The following is an 18,159-nucleotide window of genomic DNA, read 5'->3' on the forward strand; positions in this document are numbered from 1 at the left end:
CGTCTGGCCGAACCACGGCCGCCTGGCGCGAGCCGAGGAGACCCTCGTGCGGGGCACCGCCCCACACCACCCAGCCCCGCCGGCGATTGAGGCGCCCCACCACGGCAGGAGGAAGCCACACCACCGAGCCGACCGCAGGGGCACCGGCGGAGCCCGGCGTGGATCCGGACCCGCCGCACACCGCCAAGCCCCCCGCAGGGGCACCGGCAGGGAAGCCACACCGCCGAGCACCCCGCAGGGGCACCGCAGGGGATCAAGCCACCCGGTGGACCACCTCGCCCGCCACCACGACCGTCTCGGCGACCGTGCCCGGGATCTCGTCCGCCGGGACGGCGAGGATGTCCCGGGACAGGATCACGAAGTCCGCCGCCTTGCCCACCGTGAGGGAACCGCGATCCTGTTCGAGGAAGTTGGCGTGGGCCGAGCCCATCGTGTAGCCGTACACGGCCGTCGCCACGTCCACCGTCTCGGCCGGCTGCCAGGCCGGGCCGCCGCCGGACAGCGGGCGGCGCGTCACCGCCGTGTAGATGCCGACCATCGGGTCCATCTCCGCCACGTTCCAGTCGCTGGAGAACGCCAGCACCGCCCCCGCCTCGTGCAGGCTCCGCATCGGCCAGGCCTTGTGCCAGCGGTCCTCGCCCACGTTCTGCGCCCAGTCCTGGCCGGGGCCCGCGATCTCCGGCGCGCAGTGCCTCGGCTGCATGCACGCGATCACGCCGAGCTCCGCGAAGCGCGGTACGTCCGCCGGGTCCAGGCACTCCACGTGGACCACCTGGTGGCGGGCGTCGCGCGGGCCGTTGAGGGTCCGCGCGTGCTCCACCGCGTCCAGGACGGTCCGGATGCCCCGGTCGCCGGTCGCGTGCACGAAGCACTGGAAGCCGCGGGCGTCCAGCTTCGCCAGCAGTTCCGCGAACTCCTCCGCCGGATAGAAGGTCTCACCCCGGTGCGCGCCGCATCCGGTGTACGGCTCCAGCAGCGCGGCCGTACGCGGTTCCACGACATCGTCGATGTACAGCTTGAGCGGGCCGACCCGCAGCCGGTCCCCGGCGAACCTCCGCGCCGCGTCGGCGAATTCGTCCAGGTCGGCGTCGCCGGTGCCGCGCGGGTGGAACAGTGCCGCGACGATCCGCGAGCGCAACCGCCCTTCGGAGCGGGCCCGTTCGAAGAGTTCGAGGTCGTCGAGGGAGTTCTGCGGCTCGACCACCGTGGTGATGCCGTAGCCGATGGCGTCGTCGAGGCTCTTGGCGAGCCGCCCGTACTGCCGGTCCGGCGAGGCCCACGGCACGCCCAGCTCGCGCAGGGCCCGGTGGCCGTCGCGGGAGAGTCCCTTGATGGCGAAGTCCTTGACGAATCCGGTGGGTTCGCCGGTCTCCGGGTCCACCGCCGCCGTGCCGAAGGGGAGGTCGGTGTGGTCCCGGGAGACCCCGAGCCGCCGCATGGCCGCCGTGTTCAGCCAGGCCGTGTGCACGTCGTACGAGAGCACGATCGCCGGGGTGTCCCCGGTGACCGGGTCCAGGTCTGCGGCGCACGGCATCCGCCCGCCCGGGATGGCGGAGTAGTCGAAGGCCTCGGCCTCGATCCAGCCGGCGTCCGGGTTGGCCGCCCGCCAGGCCAGGATCCGCTCGTGGATGCCTTCGAGGGTGCGCACCCCGGCGAGCTGGACGCAGTCCGCGTCGGAGCCGAGCCGGACGTGGTTGTGGGCGTCGATGAAGCCGGGCAGGACGAGCTTGCCGCCCGCGTCGATCCGCTCGGTGTCCGGGCCGGCCCAGGCGGCGGCCGCGTCGTCCGCGCCGACCCAGACGATGCGCCCGTCGTGGACGGCGAGGGCCTCGGCCTCGGGCCGGTCGGGGTCGACGGTGTGGATCCGGGCTCCGGTGAGCAGCAGGTCGGCGGGGAAGGGGTGGCGTGTCATGCGGGGGTGCTCCCTTGCGTGTGCGGTGTCGTTCAGGCGGCCGGGACGTACGCCGCGACCCGGCGGCGGGTGAGGGCCCAGTAGGTGAGTCCGGAGACGGCCGAGCCGAGCAGGGTGAGGTCGGCGCCGCCGAGCGGGGCGACCAGCGGCCCGGTCCACAGCTCGGAGTCGCAGGTCAGGGCGGCGAAGGCCATGCCGGTGAGCAGGGCGGTGATGCCGGCGGGGTGGTAGCCGGAGCGGTACCAGTAGGCACCCGCGCTCCCGGCGTGCAGCGCGTCGGCGTCGTAGTGGCAGCGGCGCAGCAGCATGTCGGCGAGGAAGACTCCGCCCCAGGGGGCGAACACGATGATCAGCAGGGAGAGGAAGGAGAGGAGGGAGGTGGTGAAGTCGGTGAGGAAGAGCGCGGCGAGCGAGCCGGCGGCGGTGACGGCGGCGCTGATGACGATGGCCCGGGCGCGGCTCCACGGGATGCCGAGGACCTGGAGGTTCAGGCTGGAGGAGTAGAGCGTGATGATCGAGTTGGTGACCGAGCCGCCGAGTACGAGGGCCAGGAACAGCGGCTGGAACCAACCGGGCAGCAGGCCCTCGGCTCCGGCGACCGCGTCGGTCATGTCGGTCTGGGTGGCGGCGGCGACGCCCGCGACGCCGAGGGCCACCGAGGAGAGGAAGCCGCCGAGGGCGCCCATCCAGGTGAGGGACTTCAGCGAGGTGGTCCGGGGCAGGTAGCGGGTGTAGTCGGCGGGCATCGGCAGGTACGAGAAGGGTCCGGCGAGCATGACCACGAAGGCGAGGCTCCAGCCGGAGAGCCCGGGGGCGACGGCCGGGGCGGCCGTGTCGGCGCCGGGCAGGACGAAGAGGAGCAGGACGCCGAAGCCGGCGGCGAGGACGTAGGCCATCCAGCGTTCGGCGAACTGCACGGTGGCGTGGCCCCACATGGCGACGGCGAAGGTCAGCGCGAGGGTGACCAGCAGGGCGACGGCGCGGCCGGCCGTGCCGCTCTGCCAGCCGGCCTCGGCGAAGAAGACTTCCAGCGCGAGGGTGCCCACCACGGTGTTGACGATGGTGTAGCCGATGCTCACCACCCAGTTGAGGACGCCGGCCGGGAAGTTGCCGCGCACCCCGAAGGTGGCGCGGGAGATGACCAGGGTGGCGGTGCCGGTGCGGATGCCGCTGAGTCCGGCGGCGCTGATGGCGAAGAAGGAGAGTCCGCCGATCACGACCACGGCGGTGGCCTGCCAGAAGGAGAGCCCGAAGGCGACGGCGAGGGCGCCGTTGATCACGTAGGTGAAGGTGAGGTTGGAGCCGAACCAGAGCCAGAAGAGGTCCTTGGCGCTGCCGTGGCGTTCGGCGTCCGGAATCGGGTCGATCCCGTGTGTTTCGACCCGGAACACCTCGTCGACGTCGACTGTCTCCTGCTGCCCCATGAGGACCCCTGACCTTGAACGATCTTGAATGGCGTTCTAATTTCTTGAATGACATTCAAGATGAGGGCTGGACCTCGACCCCGTCAAGACCCTGTCCGGGATAGGGTCGGACCAGGAAGATCCGGAGGGCGGGAGCGGGAGCGGTGGCGGGAGCAGCACGGCGGCGCGACGGGCAGATCGCCCAGGAGCGGATGCTGGAAGAGGCCATGGCGGCCATCGCCGAGGACGGACTGGCCGCGCTCACCATGTCCGCGCTGGCCGAGCGCCTCGGCACCAGCGGCGGCCACATCCTGTACTACTTCGGCAGCAAGGACCGGCTCCTGCTGGAGGCCCTGCGCTGGAGCGAGGAGCAGCTCACCGGGGAGCGCCGGGCGCTGCTGGGCCGCAGGGTGACGGCGGCTCGCAAGCTGGACCAGTTCCTGGAGCTCTACCTCCCCGAGGGTCCCCGCGACCCGCGCTGGACGCTGTGGATCGAGCTGTGGGCCCGCACCGCCTCCAACCAGCCGCTGAAGGCCGCCCAGGAGGAGATCGACGACAGCTGGCAGCGGGACCTGGAGGCGCTCCTGGCCAAGGGCGTGGACCAGGGCCGCTTCGCGCCCATGGACGTGCCCGCGCGGGCCTCCGAGCTGCTCGCCCTGCTGGACGGCCTGAGCACCCGGGTCGTCCTGGGCCAGCGCGGCGCGGACCGCGCCCGCGCCCTGGAGCAGGCCCGCTCGGCGGCGGCCCTGCTCGTGCCCCGCATCTGAGGCGAGGGCCCGATCGGCCCTTCCCGCACCGGCGGGTCAGGAACTCCCCTTCCTTTTCCCGACCTGCCGACTCGGCTCGATGACCCGATCCGCCGACTCGGCCCGGCGGGTCAATTCGACGGCCAAAAGCGGAAGCCGCCGCACCGAAAAGGCCTTTCACGGCGACCAGGCATCCGTTCACGCCCGTTCACTCCCCCGGCACACCCCATTGACCAGGGCATATGCAAGAGGAACAAAGGCCTTCACGGGCTCGTGAAGGCATTCACAAGAATTCCGCCGGAAGTGCGCCCTACCGCACTCCTCCCCCAGCGCGCACAATCGCGATGACGACTCACATCGACCGTGAAGGAGGGAGCGCGTGCGCAATCAGGTGCGCACAGCGGACGGGCGCGCTCTGACCGTGGAGCGCTGGGGCGATCCCGACGGTAAACCCGTCTTTCTGCTGCACGGCATGCCCGGCAGCCGCCTCGGCCCGGCCCCCCGGGGCATGGTCCTCTACCAGCGCCGGATGCAGCTCATCGCGTACGACAGACCCGGCTACGGCGGCTCCGACCGCCACGTGGGCCGCACCGTCGCCGACGTGGCCCAGGACGTGGCCGCCATCGCCGACGCCCTCGGACTGGACACCTTCGCGGTCGCCGGCCGCTCCGGCGGCGCCGCCGGCGCACTGGCCTGTGCCGCCCTCCTCCCGGACCGGGTCACCCGGACCGCGGGAATGGTCGGCCTCGCCCCCCGGGACGCGGAGGACCTGGACTGGTTCGCCGGGATGGCCGCGTCGAACGTACGGGAGTACACCACCGCCACCGACGACCCCGAGGAGCTTGCGGCCCGGCTGATCCCGCGCGCCGACGGCATCCGCAAGGACCCCGGCCGACTGCTGGACGAACTGCGCCGGGAGCTGACCGACAACGACCGCATGATCGTCTCGGACGCCGGCCTGCGGTCGATGCTCCTGCGGAACTACCGCGAGGGGCTGCGCCATTCGGCGTACGGATGGATCGACGACGTCCTCGCCTTCAGCCGCCCCTGGGGCTTCGACCCCGCCGACATCCGCTGTCCGGTGCTGATCTGGCACGGCGAGCTCGACGTGTTCTCCCCCGTGGGCCACTCCCGCTGGCTGGCCCGCCGCATCCCCGGGGCCACGACCAACATCGTTCCCGCCGCCGCGCACTTCGCCTCCCTGCGCGCACTGCCCGACGTGCTGAACTGGCTGCTGCGCGACCTCCCGGCGCCGGATCTCAACGAACAGCAGCCCGCATAGCGGTTGTTGACTCCATACGCGCTCGAACCACACCCAAACGGGCAGCATTCACTGCGCCGTTCCCCACGGAGCTCTTCGCAGTAAAGTCCACGCCGCCGGGCCCGCCACCATTCGACGGATGGGCCCCATGAGCCGTGGAGGCTGTCCCATGACCCTGCACATCGACGACGTCGGCCTGCTCATCCTCGCCGTCGGGCTCCTCGTCGGCTACGCCGTCTACAAGCACACCAGGGCCGCCGCCGGGGCCGCCTCCAAGGGGGACATCGTCGGCGCGATCGGCGCCGCCGCCGCGGTGATCACCGCGCTCTTCCTGCTGTTCGGCGGGGGCGGTTCCGCCCCGGCCGGGCCGGACTTCCGGCCGACGGGACACGCTCTCGCATCGCACCAGGTCAGCGGGGTGCGTCCGGCGTAGGTCCGGTCCGGACAGGGCCGCCGCCGGGACCCCCGGCGATGAAAAGGATCTTTCCTTGCGGCAAACGGCCGAATCCGCCCTCTTGAGAAATCCGCCGCGCATTGCATGGAAGTCTTGACCAGGCGTCATGTCTCGTGTTGCCAAGGGGGACTGTCCTAGTAAAGTCCCTGCTTGACAGCAGCATGTAGCCGTTGTCATTCACATGTCCATTCCACATGGCTTCCCCAAGGACGGTGCCGTGAACACTTCAGCATCCCCCGCGACCAGCTCGGTCAAGGCCCACCGGGTCCCGCTCGGCAAGATCGACGTCCACACCGCGTCCGCGGCGACGACGCTCGGTCGCGTACTGCCGGCCGAATCTGCTCGCCCGGTTCAGGCACCGATCTTCAACTCCGCGCTCTGACCCGAACTCCGCGCTCTAGACTGGTGGAATGACCGGCCTGATCGCATTTCGCGAGATCGTCCTGAAAGTTCACAGCAGATGCGATCTTGCTTGTGATCATTGCTACGTCTACGAACACGCAGATCAGAGCTGGCGGGCCCGGCCGAAAGTGATCTCCCCCGAGGTCATTTCGCATACCGCGTCCAGGCTCGCCGAACATGCCCGTGACCATGCACTCCCCTCCGTCACGGTGATTCTCCATGGAGGGGAACCCCTGTTGGCGGGCCCGGCCCGGCTCCGCCTCGTGTGCGAGGAGTTCACCCGGGCACTCAGCGGGATCGCCGAACTCGACCTGCGCATCCACACCAACGGACTCCAGCTCAGCACCCGTTACCTCGACCTCTTCGACGAGTACGGCGTCCGGGTCGGCATCTCCCTCGACGGGGACCGCGCCGCCAACGACCGCCACCGCCGCTTCGCCGACGGCCGTACGAGCCACCCGCTGGTCCTCGCCGCCGTCGCCCTGCTCCGCTCCGAGCCGTACCGCCACCTCTACCAGGGCCTGCTCTGCACCGTGGACGTGGCCAACGACCCCGTCGCCGTCCTGGACGCGCTGGTCGAACTGGAGCCCCCGCGCGTGGACTTCCTGCTCCCCCACGCCACGTGGGAGACGCCCCCGGCCCGCCCCGACGGCGCCCCCGACGCCTACGCGCGCTGGCTGCTGCGGATCTTCGACCACTGGGACCGGCTGGGACGCCCGGTGCCCGTACGGCTCTTCGAGTCCCTGCTCTCCACCCTGCGCGGCGGCCCCAGCCTCACCGAGTCGCTCGGCCTCGCGCCCACCGACCTCGTCGTCGTCGAGACCGACGGCACCCTGGAACAGGTGGACTCCCTCAAGAGCGCCTTCGAGGGGGCCGCAGCCACCGGCTTCAATGTCTTCGACCACGCGTTTGACCAGGTCGCGGCCCATCCCGGGGTCCGCGCCCGACAGCTGGGCCTCGCGGGCGTCAGCGACTCGTGCCGCCGGTGCCCCGTCGTACGTTCGTGCGGGGGCGGGCTCTACACCCACCGCTACCGCGACCGGAACGGCTTCGACAACCCCTCCGTCTACTGCACCGACCTGCGCGAGCTCGTGGACGGGGTCGAGGGCCGCACCGCTCCGCGGGAGACCGCGCCGCAGCTGACCGACCCGGCCGAACTCGCCCGCTCCCAAGAGGAACTGACCCGGATCCTGCTGGCCCGGCTGCACGCGGACCTCGCCGCGGACCCCGGCTGGGCGCACGCCTGGGAGCTGCTGACCGCCGTGGAGGGGGCCGGGGAGGCGGGCCCGGACGCGCTGGACGCCGTACTGGACCACCCCTTCACCCGGACCTGGGTACTGGCGGCCCTGGACGCCGCCCGCGACGGCAGGCAGGACGCCCCGGAGGCGGCGCGCAGGCTGACCGCGCTGGCTGCCGCCGCCGTGCTCCGCGGCGGGCTGGACCTGCCGGCCGAAGTGGCCTACCGGGACGGCGAGGTGTACCTGCCGACGCTGGGGCTGCTGCGGCTCGGGGAGCCCGGCACGGAGGGCCGGGCCGCACTGCACGTCACCGCCGAGGGGTACGCCGTACGGGACGGCCGCACCGAGCACCGCTTCGGGCCCACGGCGGGGGACGCCCGCTGGCAGCCCGTACGCACCTGGTCGCCCGGGCCGGACGCGGCCCCGGTGGCCCTGGAGGACCTCGACCCGTACCGCAACTGCTTCCCCCGCCCGCCCAGGCTCCGACTCGGCGCCGGGGAGGCCGAGGAGTGGCGGGGCAGGCTGGACCGGGCGTGGGCGCTGCTGCACAAGGCGGTGCCGGAGTTCGCCCGGGCGGCGGCCACCGGGCTGACCACGCTGACGCCGCTCGCGGGCGGCCCGCGGGCGGGCGGCTGGGGCGAGGCCGGGCGGCACGGGCCGGGTGCGCTCGGGGTGCCGTACGCGGCGGGGGTGCGGGAGACCGCGCTGGCGCTGCTGACCGGGCGGCGGCGGACCAGGCTGCGGGCGCTGACCGAGGTGGCCGACCTGTACGCGCTGGACGGCCAGTGGCAGCACCGCTCGCCGTGGCGGGAGCGGCCGGTACCGGTGTCCCGGCTGCTGGCGGACGTGCACGAGCGGGTGGCGGTGGAGGCGTACCGGCGGGCCACGGCCACGCCCGAACCGGGCGGCTCGGACCGTATCCACCGGGCCCTGGACCAGCTCTCGGAGGCGGCCGAGCTGACCGTCACCGGGAAGAGCCTGGTAGCGGAGCTCCGCTACGAACTGAAGACGGTCGACGCGTGACCGCGCCCTCCCCCGCGCCGTCCTCCGCGCCCTCCCCCGCGCCGTCCTCCGCGCCCGGCAGGCTCCGGCTCGCCGTGCAGTTGCGGCTGGCCGGGGTCCGCCCCGGCATGCGGCTCATGGTGCACTCCGCCCTCGGCGGGACCGGGCTGCGCGCGGAGCTGCTGCGCGACGCCCTGACGGGCGTCCTCGGGCCGCGCGGCACCCTGGTGGTCCCTGCGTTCACCCCGGAGAACTCCAAGACCTCCACCGCCCACCTGGAGCAAATCCGCGGTCTGGACGAGGCCGGGGTGCGGGCCTTCCGCGAGCGGATGTCCGCCTTCGACCCGGCGAGCACCCCGAGCCAGGGCATGGGGTCCCTGGCGGAGGCCGTCCGCACCGCGCCGGGCGCCGCGCGCAGCGCCCACCCGCAGACTTCCTTCGCGGCCCTCGGGGCGGACGCGGAGCGGCTGTGCTCGGGGCATCGCCTCGAAAGCCATCTGGGGGAAGAGTCGCCCCTGGGAAAGCTGTGCTGGGAGGGCGGGCAGGTACTCATGATCAATGTGGGGTTTTCGGTCTGTACCGCTTTCCATCTCGCGGAGTACCGAATTCCGAAGCCCCCCTTGCGCATGTACGAGTGTGTGGTGAAGGTGAACCTTCCGGGGCCGCAAAGGCACCGGCAGGAGGGGGAGTGGACCGCATACGAGGACGTCGCGCTGGACGACGGCGATTTCGCGGAGATCGGTGACGCGTTCCCGGATTCACGGGTGCGCAGGGGGCGGGTGGGAGGTGCGTCGACCATGCTCTTCTCCCTCCCGGAGGCCGTCGATCACGCCCTTGACTGGATGACCGAAAACAGACGCTGATTGACTGAACGATGAGGGGATGTGGCGAAGCAGCTCCGGAATGATGTTTCTTCGCTTCGCATCTTCGGGACGGGGGTCGTGTGCCCGCATCAGGGGAGCCGTACTTTTTTCTCAGTTACGCACATACACCGAGGTTCGGGGCCGGGGGCCCCGACCCGGACATGTGGGTCGAGCGCCTGTTCCGTGATCTCTGCGGGCATGTCATGGCGCTGACGGACCTGCGCGCCGGGTACGACGTCGGGTTCATGGACCGGGAGATACGCAGCGGCGAGGGCTGGTCCGAACGGCTCGCCCGGGCACTCGCCAACTGCCGGGTCTTCGTTCCCCTGTTCTCGCCGCGCTACTTCGCCAGCGAGATGTGCGGGAAGGAGTGGTTCGCCTTCGCGCAGCGTGCCGTCCAGCACGGCGCGGTCAGCAACAAACAGGCCGAGGCCATCGTGCCCGCGTTATGGGTGCCGGTGCCGCCGGAGCAACTCCCGGGACCTGCCGAGCGGTTGCAGTTCAACCACAACACCTTCGGCGAGCGCTACGTCACCGACGGCCTGTACGGGCTGATCAAACTGCGCGGTTACGCCGAGCAGTACGAGCAGGCCGTGTACGAGCTCGCCCGGCGCATCGTCCAGGTCGCCGAGACCGCCCACCTGGACCCCATCCGCCCGCTGGACTACCGCAACGTTCCGAGTGCCTTCGGCTCCAGCGGCAGTCCGGCCCGCACCCTGCACGTGACCGTGGCCGCCGCCTCCCGGCACGATCTGCCCGATGGCCGGACCCCCGAGTACTACGGGGACACCGCGCTGGAGTGGAACCCGTACCACCCGGTCGCCCAGCGGCCCATCGCCTACGTCGCCGAGGACCTGGTCAAGAACCTCAACTACCAGACCACCATGTCCTCCTTCGACGACGAGGCCGGGCACCTCGACAGCAAGCAGCTGCCGACCCGGCCGGAGATCCTGATCGTCGACCGGTGGGCGGTGGAGGACGAGCAGCGGCGCCGCCGCCTGGCCGCCTTCGACCGGGAGCCCCGGCCCTGGGTCAACGTGGTCGTGCCGTGGAACCGGTACGACCACCAGAGCCGGTCGAAGGAGACCGAGCTGGCCGACCGGCTGGAGAGCACCATGCCCAAGACGATGAGCCAGGGCCGGGCCGCCTGCCGGGCCGCCGCGAACGGCGTGGCCAACGTGGAGACCCTCGGCCAGATCCTGCCGCAGGTGGTCGAGGCCGCCGCCCAGCAGTTCCTCAGACACGCGCAGCCGTATCCGCCGAAGGGCGACACCTCCATCGAACGGCCCCGGTTGCTGGGGCCGATGGGGATGAACGGGCCGCCAGGGCCGCCATCGCCCCGTGTCCCGTTCCCGCCCGACTCCGACCGGCACCGGGCCGGGCCGGCGGGGGCCGGCCTCCACGACAACGACGACAACGACACCGACCGGGGGGACGCGGATGACAGCGAGCAGTGACAACAGCGGCAGCGACAGCGACAGCCGTGACGGACGCATCGTCACCTTCTATTCGTACAAGGGCGGCACGGGCCGCACCATGGCGCTGGCCAACACCGCCTGGATCCTGGCGGCGAACGGCAAGCGGGTCCTCGCCGTGGACTGGGACCTGGAGGCGCCCGGCCTGCACCGTTTCTTCCACCCCTTCCTGGACCCCTCCACGCTGGGGGCCACCACCGGGGTCATCGACCTGATCAGCGAGTACGCCTGGGCGGCGACCAGCCCGGTGCAGCGGCCCGACGACTGGCACAAGGACTACGCGCGGATACAGCCGCACGCCGTCTCGCTCACCCCGGAGACCCACGGCTGGGAGTTCCCGGACGGCGGCACCCTGGACTTCGTCTCGGCGGGCCGGCAGAACCGCGAGTACTCGGCGACCGTCTCCACCTTCGACTGGGACAACTTCTACGACCGGCTCGGCGGCGGGCTCTTCTTCGACGCCTTACGCGCCGACATGAAGCGGAACTACGACTACGTCCTGATCGACAGCCGCACCGGTCTGTCCGACATCGCCGACATCTGCACGGTCCACCTCCCGGACATCCTCGTCGACTGCTTCACCCTGTCCGACCAGTCCATCGACGGCGCCGCGTCCGTCGCCCGCCAGATCGACGAGCGGTTCAACGACCGCGGCATCAAGATCTATCCGGTCCCGATGCGCATCGACGAGGGCGAGAAGGAGAAGGCCGACGCCGGCCGGGCGCTGGCCCGGATCAAGTTCGACCGCTTCCCGAACGGCCTGGTCGGGGACGAGCTCACCTCCTACTGGGGTGCGGTGGAGATCCCGTACCGCCCCTACTACGCCTACGAGGAGACCCTGGCCACCTTCGGAGACGAGGCCGGGCTCACCAACTCCCTGCTCTCCGCCTTCGAACGGCTCACCGCCGTGGTCACCGAGGGCCACATCACCTCCATGCCGGTCATCGGCGAGGAGGTCCGGCTGCGCATCAGGGACGCCTTCACCCGGCGCCGTCCGGCGCTGCCCGCCGACCTGTTCCTGTCCTACGTCGCCGAGAACCGGATGTGGGCCGACTGGATCGAGTCGGTGCTCACCCGGGCCGGTTTCCGGGTCGTGCCGAAGGACGTCTCGGCCGAGCGGGCACCGGGCACGGCCGCCGGGGACACCCTCGGGGGCGCGGGCATCAGCATCGACACGGCCGCCCGGACCGTGGTGCTGCTCTCCACGGCCTACCTCAAGTCGGCCCGGGCCGTGGACGTGTGGGAGCGGGCGGCCGCCGAGGATCCGACCGGGGGCCGGCGCCAGCTGGTGCCGCTGAGGGTGGGCGACGTACGGCTCTCCACGCCGTACATCGACCGCAACCCGGTGGACCTGTTCCGGCTCGACGAGGTGCACGCGACGACCGCCCTGCTGCGTGCGGTGGAGCGGCCCATGGCCCTGCCCGACAGCGTCAACAGTGCCTCGCAGCCCGGCCCCCGTTTCCCGGGGACCGTCCCGAAGATCTGGAACGCGCCGCCCCGCAACCCCGGGTTCACCGGGCGCAGCATCGTGCTGGAGCGGATGCGCGACCAGCTCGGCGGGGGCATGGCCGTGGTGCTGCCCCAGCCGCAGACCCTGTTCGGGCTCGGCGGGGTCGGCAAGACCCAGGTGGCGCTGGAGTACGTGCACCGGTTCATGGCCGACTACGACCTGGTGTGGTGGATCTCCTCGGAGCAGACCGACGACGTGGTCGCGGCCCTCGCGGAGCTGGCGGTGCGGCTGGGTGCGCAGACCGGCGAGGACATGGCGGCCGCCTCCCAGGAGGCGATCGACCTGCTGCGGCGCGGGGTTCCCTCCTCGCGCTGGCTGCTGGTCTTCGACAACGCGGACGATCCGGAGACGCTCAAGCGGTTCTTCCCGCCGGGCGGGCCGGGCCATGTCCTGGTGACCTCCCGCAACCAGTCCTGGTCGCAGTACGGTGACGCGCTGCCGGTGGACGTGTTCCTGCGGGAGGAGTCCATCGAGCACCTGCAGCGCCGGGCTCCCGGGCTCAGCAAGGACGACGCCGAGCAGGTGGCGGTGGCGGTGGGCGACCTGCCGCTGGCCGTCGAGCAGGCGGGTGCCTGGATCGCGGAGACCGCGACCCCGGTGGCCGCGTACATCGAGCAGCTGGCCCAGCAGGCGGCGAGCGTCCTGGGCCTGAACCAGCCGCCCGGATATCCGGAGCCGGTGGCCGCCACCTGGAACATCTCCATCGAGCGGCTGCAGTCCCGTTCCCCGGCCGCCGTGCGGCTGCTCCAGCTGTGCGCCTTCCTGGCTCCCGAGCCGATCTCCGCGAGCCTGCTCTACAGCAAGGAGATGATCGACGCCCTCAAGCCCTACGACGCCTCGCTCCAGGAGAAGCTGGTGCTGGGCCGGGTGATCCGGGAGATCGGCCGGTTCGCGCTGGCCAAGGTCGACCAGGTCAGCAACAGCATCCAGGTGCACCGGCTGGTCCAGGCCGTGATCCGGTCGCAGATGCCGGAGGAGGACCAGCGGGAGGCCCGGCACGCCGTCCACCGGATCCTGGCCGGCGCCCGGCCGGACGACGACGAGCCGATCGACAACCCGGAGACGTGGCCGCGGTTCAACACCATCTGGTCGCACCTCACCCCGTCGGAGGCCCGGTACTGCAAGGAACCGGAGACGCGCAGGCTGCTGATCGACCGGGTCCGCTACCTCTGGAAGCGCGGCGACTTCAAGGCCGCCTACCAGCTCGGCGAGGAGCTGCGCGAGGCCTGGAAGGAGATGCTGGGCAACGACGACCTCCAGTACCTGTACCTGCGCTTCCACCTGTCGAACATCCTGCGCTCGCAGGGCCGGTTCGTGGAGGCGAAGGAGCTGGACGAGGTCACGCTGGAGCGGCAGAAGGCGGTGCTCGGCCCCTCGCACCCGCACACGTACATGACCATGAGCGGGCTGGCCAACACGCTGGGCGCGCTGGGCTATTACGGACAGGCGATGGAGCTGGCGACCGACGCGCACGAGGGCTTCAGCCAGATCTTCCACGAGGCGCACCCGCGCACGCTGGCCGCCGCGAACAACCTGGCGCTGAACCTGCGGCTCGTGGGTCAGTACACCAGGGCCCGGGAGATCGACCAGGAGGTGCACGACCTGCGCACGGAGGTGCTCGGGCCGGAGCACCCGTACACCCTGTCCTCCGCGCAGAACCTGGCCCGCGACCTGCGCGAGGTGGGCCGGTACGAGGACTCGGTGCAGTTGCTCAGCCGGACGTACGACACCTACAAGCGGACGCTGGGACGGACGTTCCCCGGCACCCTGTCGGCCGCGAAGAACCTCGCGGTGTCGCTGCGCCGGGCGGGCCAGCTGGAGGACGCCCTCCGGCTGACCACGGCCACCCGGGCCCGCTACCGGGCCAAGTACACCTCCGTCAACCCGGACCTGCTGTCCTGCGAGCTCAACCTGGCCTCGGACCTGTTCGCGACCGGGGATCCGGGCGGGGCGCGGGACCTGGCGCAGGAGGTGGTGGACGAGTACATGAAGGTGCCGGGCGAGCGGCATCCGTACACCCTGGCGGCCGTGAACAACCTGGCGGTCTTCCACTGGGGCACGGGCGCCGCGGAGACGGCGGAGACGATGCTGCGCCAGACGATACGGGGGATGCGGGACGTCCTCGGCGACAACCACCCGCACACCGTCTTCGCCCACCTCAACCTGGCCAACACGCGGGCCGACCTGGGCGATCCGGAAGGCGCTCTGGAGCTGGAGCGGCTCGCGGTGATGCGGCTGCGCGAGGCGCTCGGGGCGCACCATCCCGAGACCCTGGCGAGCAGCTCCAACATGGCGGTCAGCCTGGACTCGATGGGCCGCAAGGAGGAGGCGGCCCGGCTGCGGGCGGAGGCGGTGTCCGAGCTGACCCGGCTGCTCGGCGAGGACCACAGCCTGACCCGGTACGCGCGCGACGAGCGGCGGGTCCATCGCGACCTGGAGCCTCTCGCCGTCTGATCCGACGGCGGGCGGCGGGGCTCCGCGACCGCGGGGCCCCCGCCGCCCGCCACCCGACAGCAGGGGGGCGCTGTGACCGACAGCATGACCTTTCGAAACGAGGACCTGCCGGCCCTCTTCCACCACACCGACCAGGCGGCGATCTCCCGGCAGCGGGAGTCCACCCAGGCCACCCGCGCCCAGTTGCTGCTGCTGGTCGCGGCCGCGGCGGCGGCCGCGCTGCCCGCCGGGCCGAAGCTGGGCTCGATGTACCTCTTCGGGCTGCTGAGCGTGCTCGCGTACGTGGGGGTGCTGGGCGTGGGCATGCGGGCGACCCGGCGCCGGGCCCGCCCACAGTGGCAGCTCAACCGCAGTGCGGCGGAGTTCGTCAAGTCCCTGGCCTGGCGGTACGCGGTGCACGGGGCGCCGTTCGGCAGTGAGGTCGCCGCGCCCGAGGCGACGTACCGCACCCGGCTGGAGGCGGGTCTGGCCGAGCTGCGGAAGATGGGCTGGGAGGATCCGCGGGCCGCCGGGACGGTGCCGGAGGGCGGGGAGATCACCGGCGCGATGCAGCGGCTGCGCGGGATGGACTACCAGGCGCGGCGCGAGACGTACGTCCGGGACCGGCTGATCGAGCAGCGCAACTGGTACCGGCGGCGCACGGAGGTGTCCCGGCGGGCGACGAGCGTGTGGTCGTGGACGATCGTGCTGCTGACCTGCCTGGCGCTGCTGTTCGCGCTGCTGGGGTCGTTCGGTTCGGGTCCGGGGCCGAGGCTGACCGCGCTGCTGAGCGCGGCGGCGGCGGCCGGGATCGCCTGGAACGAGGTGCGCCGCCACCATCCGCTGATCGAGGCGCACACGCTGATCGAGCAGGATCTGGCGGCGATGATGGTAGTGATGCAGACGACCATCACCGAGTCGCAGTGGCCTTCGTCGGTGTACGAGACGGAGCGGTACGTGTCGCCGCAGCACACGGACTGGCTGGCTCGGCACAGCAGTTGAGGCGCTGCTGGTGGGAGGTGTGGCTCAGTCCCGGGTCACGCCCTCGCACCAGATGACGGTGACCGGTTTGCCGAGCGATCGCGCGTAGGCGACGATCTCGGCGGTGCCGCCGTGCCCGCGGGCGGGCTGCCCGTCCCAGACGGCGACGAGCCGGTCGCAGGAGTCGGCGATGTAGGTGCCGGCGGCGTAGTAGGCCTCGTCCGTGGAGCGGGCGAAGTCCATCCGGATCTCCTGGGCGGCCCGGTTCTTGAGGCCCCGGTAGCGGGCGAGGGCCTCGGCGCCTTCGAAGGCGTCCTCGTAGTCCCCGCTGGGGATCACCACGGTGAGGTCGGCGCCGTGTTCGAGGGCGATGGAGGCGAACAGCTGGTCCGCTCCCTCGGCGAGGCTGGAGAAGGCCTCCAGCGGTCCTTCGTGGCCGCCCAGTACGGCGCGCAGTCCGCTCTCCACATGGCCGAGCACCGAGTCCGGAATGGCTCGGTGCCCGGTCACGCCGATTCGTTTCATGCAGAAACCAGCCTCCCCCGTGGACACGGTCGCCTGGAACATCCTCCCAGAAGGCGGGAGGACGTCCAGGGGTGTGACAGGGGCGCGTGAGCCACCGTCAGTAGACGCTGACACCGTAGGCGTTGAGGGCTTCGACCACGGGCTGGAAGAAGGTCGTGCCGCCGGAGGAGCAGTTGCCGCTGCCGCCGGAGGTGAGGCCGACGGCGCGGGTGCCCGAGTAGAGCGGGCCGCCGCTGTCGCCGGGTTCGGCGCACACGTTGGTGCGGATCATGCCGTAGACGATGTCGCCGCCGCCGTAGTTGACGGTGGCGTTGAGCCCGGTGACCCGGCCGCTGTGGATGCCGGTGGTGGAGCCGCGCCTGGTCACCGACATGTTGACCGTGGCGTTCACGGCGCTGATGATGTCCTGGCTGCCGACGGTCCCGGGGGGCACCGGCGTATTGCTGGCGTACTTGATGAGGCCGTAGTCGTTGGTGGGGAAGCTGGATCCGGTGGTGGTGCCGAGGACGGTGGTGCGGGCGGAGTTGGTCCACCAGGTGCCCGCGCCGTCGGTGCAGTGTCCGGCGGTCAGGGCGTAGTAGTTGCTGCCGCTGCGCACGTTGAAGCCGAGGGAGCAGCGCCAGCTGTTCGCGTAGATCGCATCGCCGCCGGACACCAGCTTCGTCAGCTTGCCGGGGATGCGTTCGATGCGCAGGGCTCCGACGTCGGCTCCGGCCTCGCGCTTGATTCTCGCGATTCCGGCCTCGGAGACCGTGGAGTCGGCGGAGACCACGAGGGTTCCGGTGGCGGGGTCGGTGTGCCAGGCGGTGCCCGCCACGTCGGCGCGCAGGACGGAGGCGCCGGCCGAGGCGAGCCGGTCGGCGCTGAATGCCGTGTCCTTGCCGTCCCGGTCGGAGTCCGCGCTCGCGGCCGTGGGGACGGCGAGCGCTGCGGCGGCGGCCAGGCCGGTGGCCGCCGCGAGCAGCCTGGTACGGGTCATGCGCTTGATCCTCACTTCTCGTCCTCCTGGAGAGGGTCGGGGGCCCGGCGGTCGTGGGGGTTGCCAGAGCCCGTGAGGCGCAGCCGGGGGCACGGCGGGCGCATGAACTTTGGCCGTGCCCCTGACAAGCGCTGTCGGGAGTGTCCTGTCGTCAGATACCGGTCGCAAGAGCGGCTTTCAGCCTCCGCTCGCCCGCCGTCACCTCGAAGGGCAGCGTGTTCCCGGGCGGCGGGAAAGGACAGATGAAGTGGTCCGCGAAGGCGCAGGGAGGCAGCAGGGAGCGGTTGAAATCCACCGCCATCGCGCCTCGCGCGTCGGGTATGCCGGGCTTCAGGAACCGGAAGCGGTAGCTGGAGCGCCCGGCGGTGGCATCGCCGAAGACGGCCCAGAGGCTGCCGTCGTCGGCGTCGACGGCGACCTGGAGGGTGTGCTCGGCTCCCCCGAAGGAGAAGACCAGCTCCCCGCCGAGGTCCAGTCCGCGCGCCCGCCCGTCGGCGTTCTCCACCCGGACGCTGCGGTCCTCGGCGTACGGACGGAATCGCCCCGGCCGTACGAAGGCCGGGTCGTAGGGGGTGGCTTCGAGGCCGGCGTGGGCCCGGCGGGCCTCGGAGGCGGGGCCGTAGACGCGGACGCCCCACTCCTCCTCGCGCCGGATCACCACGATCCGGGGCTCCCCGGCGGAGAGCCTGGAGTGCGCGGGCGGGGCCTCGTCGGCGCCCAGGACGACGTCACCCGTGAAGGGCTCGCCGTCGAGACGGCAGGAGTCCCCGGCGGTGGCGGTGAGCGCCACACCGGTCCCTGTCCGGCGCCAGTGCCCCGGAACGGCCGGAATTCGACCTTCCGGGTAGTCGGCGAGCCAGAAGGTTCCGGTCAGCGCGAGGGGGCCGTAGGGCGCGGACACGGCCGCCGCCCTGCGCTCGTGCCATTCCCGCCACGCGGCGTGCGGGTCGTCTGCGTCGTCGCTCATCCCGCTCA

At 71.7% G+C, this 18,159-nt stretch carries 14 protein-coding genes; 9 read left to right on the forward strand and 5 right to left on the reverse strand.

The window, feature by feature from the left end:
• Positions 1–253: 253 nt before the first annotated feature.
• Complete coding sequence (locus ACFY0D_RS37065) at positions 254–1,912, reverse strand: amidohydrolase (RefSeq protein ID WP_390802291.1); 1,659 nt, start codon at positions 1,910–1,912, stop codon at positions 254–256.
• A 32-nt stretch (positions 1,913–1,944) separates the two neighbouring features.
• Positions 1,945–3,336 (reverse strand): purine-cytosine permease family protein, encoded by a 1,392-nt coding sequence (locus ACFY0D_RS37070; RefSeq protein ID WP_390802292.1) that lies wholly within the window; start codon positions 3,334–3,336, stop codon positions 1,945–1,947.
• A gap of 143 nt (positions 3,337–3,479) precedes the next feature.
• Between ACFY0D_RS37070 and ACFY0D_RS37075 the strand changes: the two genes are divergently transcribed.
• The 9 genes from ACFY0D_RS37075 (at position 3,480) to ACFY0D_RS37115 (ending at position 15,701) form a co-directional block, all read left to right on the forward strand.
• Positions 3,480–4,082, forward strand: coding sequence for a TetR/AcrR family transcriptional regulator (locus ACFY0D_RS37075; RefSeq protein ID WP_390802293.1), 603 nt, complete (start codon positions 3,480–3,482; stop codon positions 4,080–4,082).
• A gap of 358 nt (positions 4,083–4,440) precedes the next feature.
• Entirely contained in the window at positions 4,441–5,343 is a 903-nt protein-coding gene (locus tag ACFY0D_RS37080) for an alpha/beta fold hydrolase (RefSeq protein ID WP_301372113.1), read from the forward strand.
• Between the two features lie 148 nt (positions 5,344–5,491).
• Positions 5,492–5,755 carry a hypothetical protein gene (locus ACFY0D_RS37085; RefSeq protein ID WP_390802294.1) on the forward strand — a complete coding sequence of 88 codons (264 nt, stop codon included), beginning with the start codon at positions 5,492–5,494 and terminating at the stop codon, positions 5,753–5,755.
• A gap of 238 nt (positions 5,756–5,993) precedes the next feature.
• Positions 5,994–6,158: an FxSxx-COOH cyclophane-containing RiPP peptide gene (fxsA, locus tag ACFY0D_RS37090; protein WP_094744751.1), complete on the forward strand. Its 165-nt coding sequence runs from the start codon at positions 5,994–5,996 to the stop codon at positions 6,156–6,158.
• Between the two features lie 28 nt (positions 6,159–6,186).
• Positions 6,187–8,439 (forward strand): radical SAM/SPASM protein FxsBH, inactivated beta-hydroxylase extension form, encoded by a 2,253-nt coding sequence (fxsBH, locus tag ACFY0D_RS37095; protein ID WP_390802295.1) that lies wholly within the window; start codon positions 6,187–6,189, stop codon positions 8,437–8,439.
• The gene (locus ACFY0D_RS37100; protein WP_390802296.1) at positions 8,436–9,281 is read left to right on the forward strand and encodes an aminoglycoside N(3)-acetyltransferase; all 846 of its coding nucleotides are present in this window, start codon (positions 8,436–8,438) and stop codon (positions 9,279–9,281) included. The genes fxsBH and ACFY0D_RS37100 overlap by 4 nt, the downstream gene beginning before the upstream one ends.
• Before the next feature lie 80 nt (positions 9,282–9,361).
• On the forward strand, positions 9,362–10,738 hold the full coding sequence (locus ACFY0D_RS37105; RefSeq protein ID WP_390802297.1) for a TIR-like protein FxsC: 1,377 nt from the start codon (positions 9,362–9,364) through the stop codon (positions 10,736–10,738).
• Complete coding sequence (gene fxsT, locus ACFY0D_RS37110) at positions 10,722–14,720, forward strand: FxSxx-COOH system tetratricopeptide repeat protein (protein WP_390802298.1); 3,999 nt, start codon at positions 10,722–10,724, stop codon at positions 14,718–14,720. The genes ACFY0D_RS37105 and fxsT overlap by 17 nt, the downstream gene beginning before the upstream one ends.
• Positions 14,721–14,804: 84 nt before the next feature.
• Positions 14,805–15,701, forward strand: coding sequence for a DUF4231 domain-containing protein (locus ACFY0D_RS37115; RefSeq protein WP_390802299.1), 897 nt, complete (start codon positions 14,805–14,807; stop codon positions 15,699–15,701).
• Between the two features lie 24 nt (positions 15,702–15,725).
• Here ACFY0D_RS37115 and ACFY0D_RS37120 read toward each other — a convergent pair whose 3' ends face one another.
• From ACFY0D_RS37120 to ACFY0D_RS37130, 3 genes are all read right to left on the reverse strand, one after another.
• Positions 15,726–16,205, reverse strand: a complete 480-nt coding sequence (locus ACFY0D_RS37120; protein ID WP_390802300.1) for a hypothetical protein — start codon at positions 16,203–16,205, stop codon at positions 15,726–15,728.
• A gap of 97 nt (positions 16,206–16,302) precedes the next feature.
• On the reverse strand, positions 16,303–17,199 hold the full coding sequence (locus tag ACFY0D_RS37125; protein ID WP_390802301.1) for a S1 family peptidase: 897 nt from the start codon (positions 17,197–17,199) through the stop codon (positions 16,303–16,305).
• A 136-nt stretch (positions 17,200–17,335) separates the two neighbouring features.
• Complete coding sequence (locus ACFY0D_RS37130; protein WP_390802302.1) at positions 17,336–18,151, reverse strand: DUF1684 domain-containing protein; 816 nt, start codon at positions 18,149–18,151, stop codon at positions 17,336–17,338.
• Positions 18,152–18,159 lie beyond the last annotated feature (8 nt).

The organism is Streptomyces sp. NPDC001502 (assembly GCF_042894785.1).
Taxonomy (GTDB): domain Bacteria; phylum Actinomycetota; class Actinomycetes; order Streptomycetales; family Streptomycetaceae; genus Streptomyces; species Streptomyces kutzneri.

Coding starts and splice junctions, on each gene's coding strand:
- ACFY0D_RS37065 (WP_390802291.1), bottom strand. CDS start 1,912: ATGACACGCCACCCCTTCCCCGCCGACCTGCTGCTCACCGGAGCCCGG.
- ACFY0D_RS37070 (WP_390802292.1), bottom strand. CDS start 3,336: ATGGGGCAGCAGGAGACAGTCGACGTCGACGAGGTGTTCCGGGTCGAA.
- ACFY0D_RS37085 (WP_390802294.1), top strand. CDS start 5,492: ATGACCCTGCACATCGACGACGTCGGCCTGCTCATCCTCGCCGTCGGG.
- fxsBH (WP_390802295.1), top strand. CDS start 6,187: ATGACCGGCCTGATCGCATTTCGCGAGATCGTCCTGAAAGTTCACAGC.
- fxsT (WP_390802298.1), top strand. CDS start 10,722: ATGACAGCGAGCAGTGACAACAGCGGCAGCGACAGCGACAGCCGTGAC.
- ACFY0D_RS37115 (WP_390802299.1), top strand. CDS start 14,805: ATGACCTTTCGAAACGAGGACCTGCCGGCCCTCTTCCACCACACCGAC.
- ACFY0D_RS37120 (WP_390802300.1), bottom strand. CDS start 16,205: ATGAAACGAATCGGCGTGACCGGGCACCGAGCCATTCCGGACTCGGTG.
- ACFY0D_RS37130 (WP_390802302.1), bottom strand. CDS start 18,151: ATGAGCGACGACGCAGACGACCCGCACGCCGCGTGGCGGGAATGGCAC.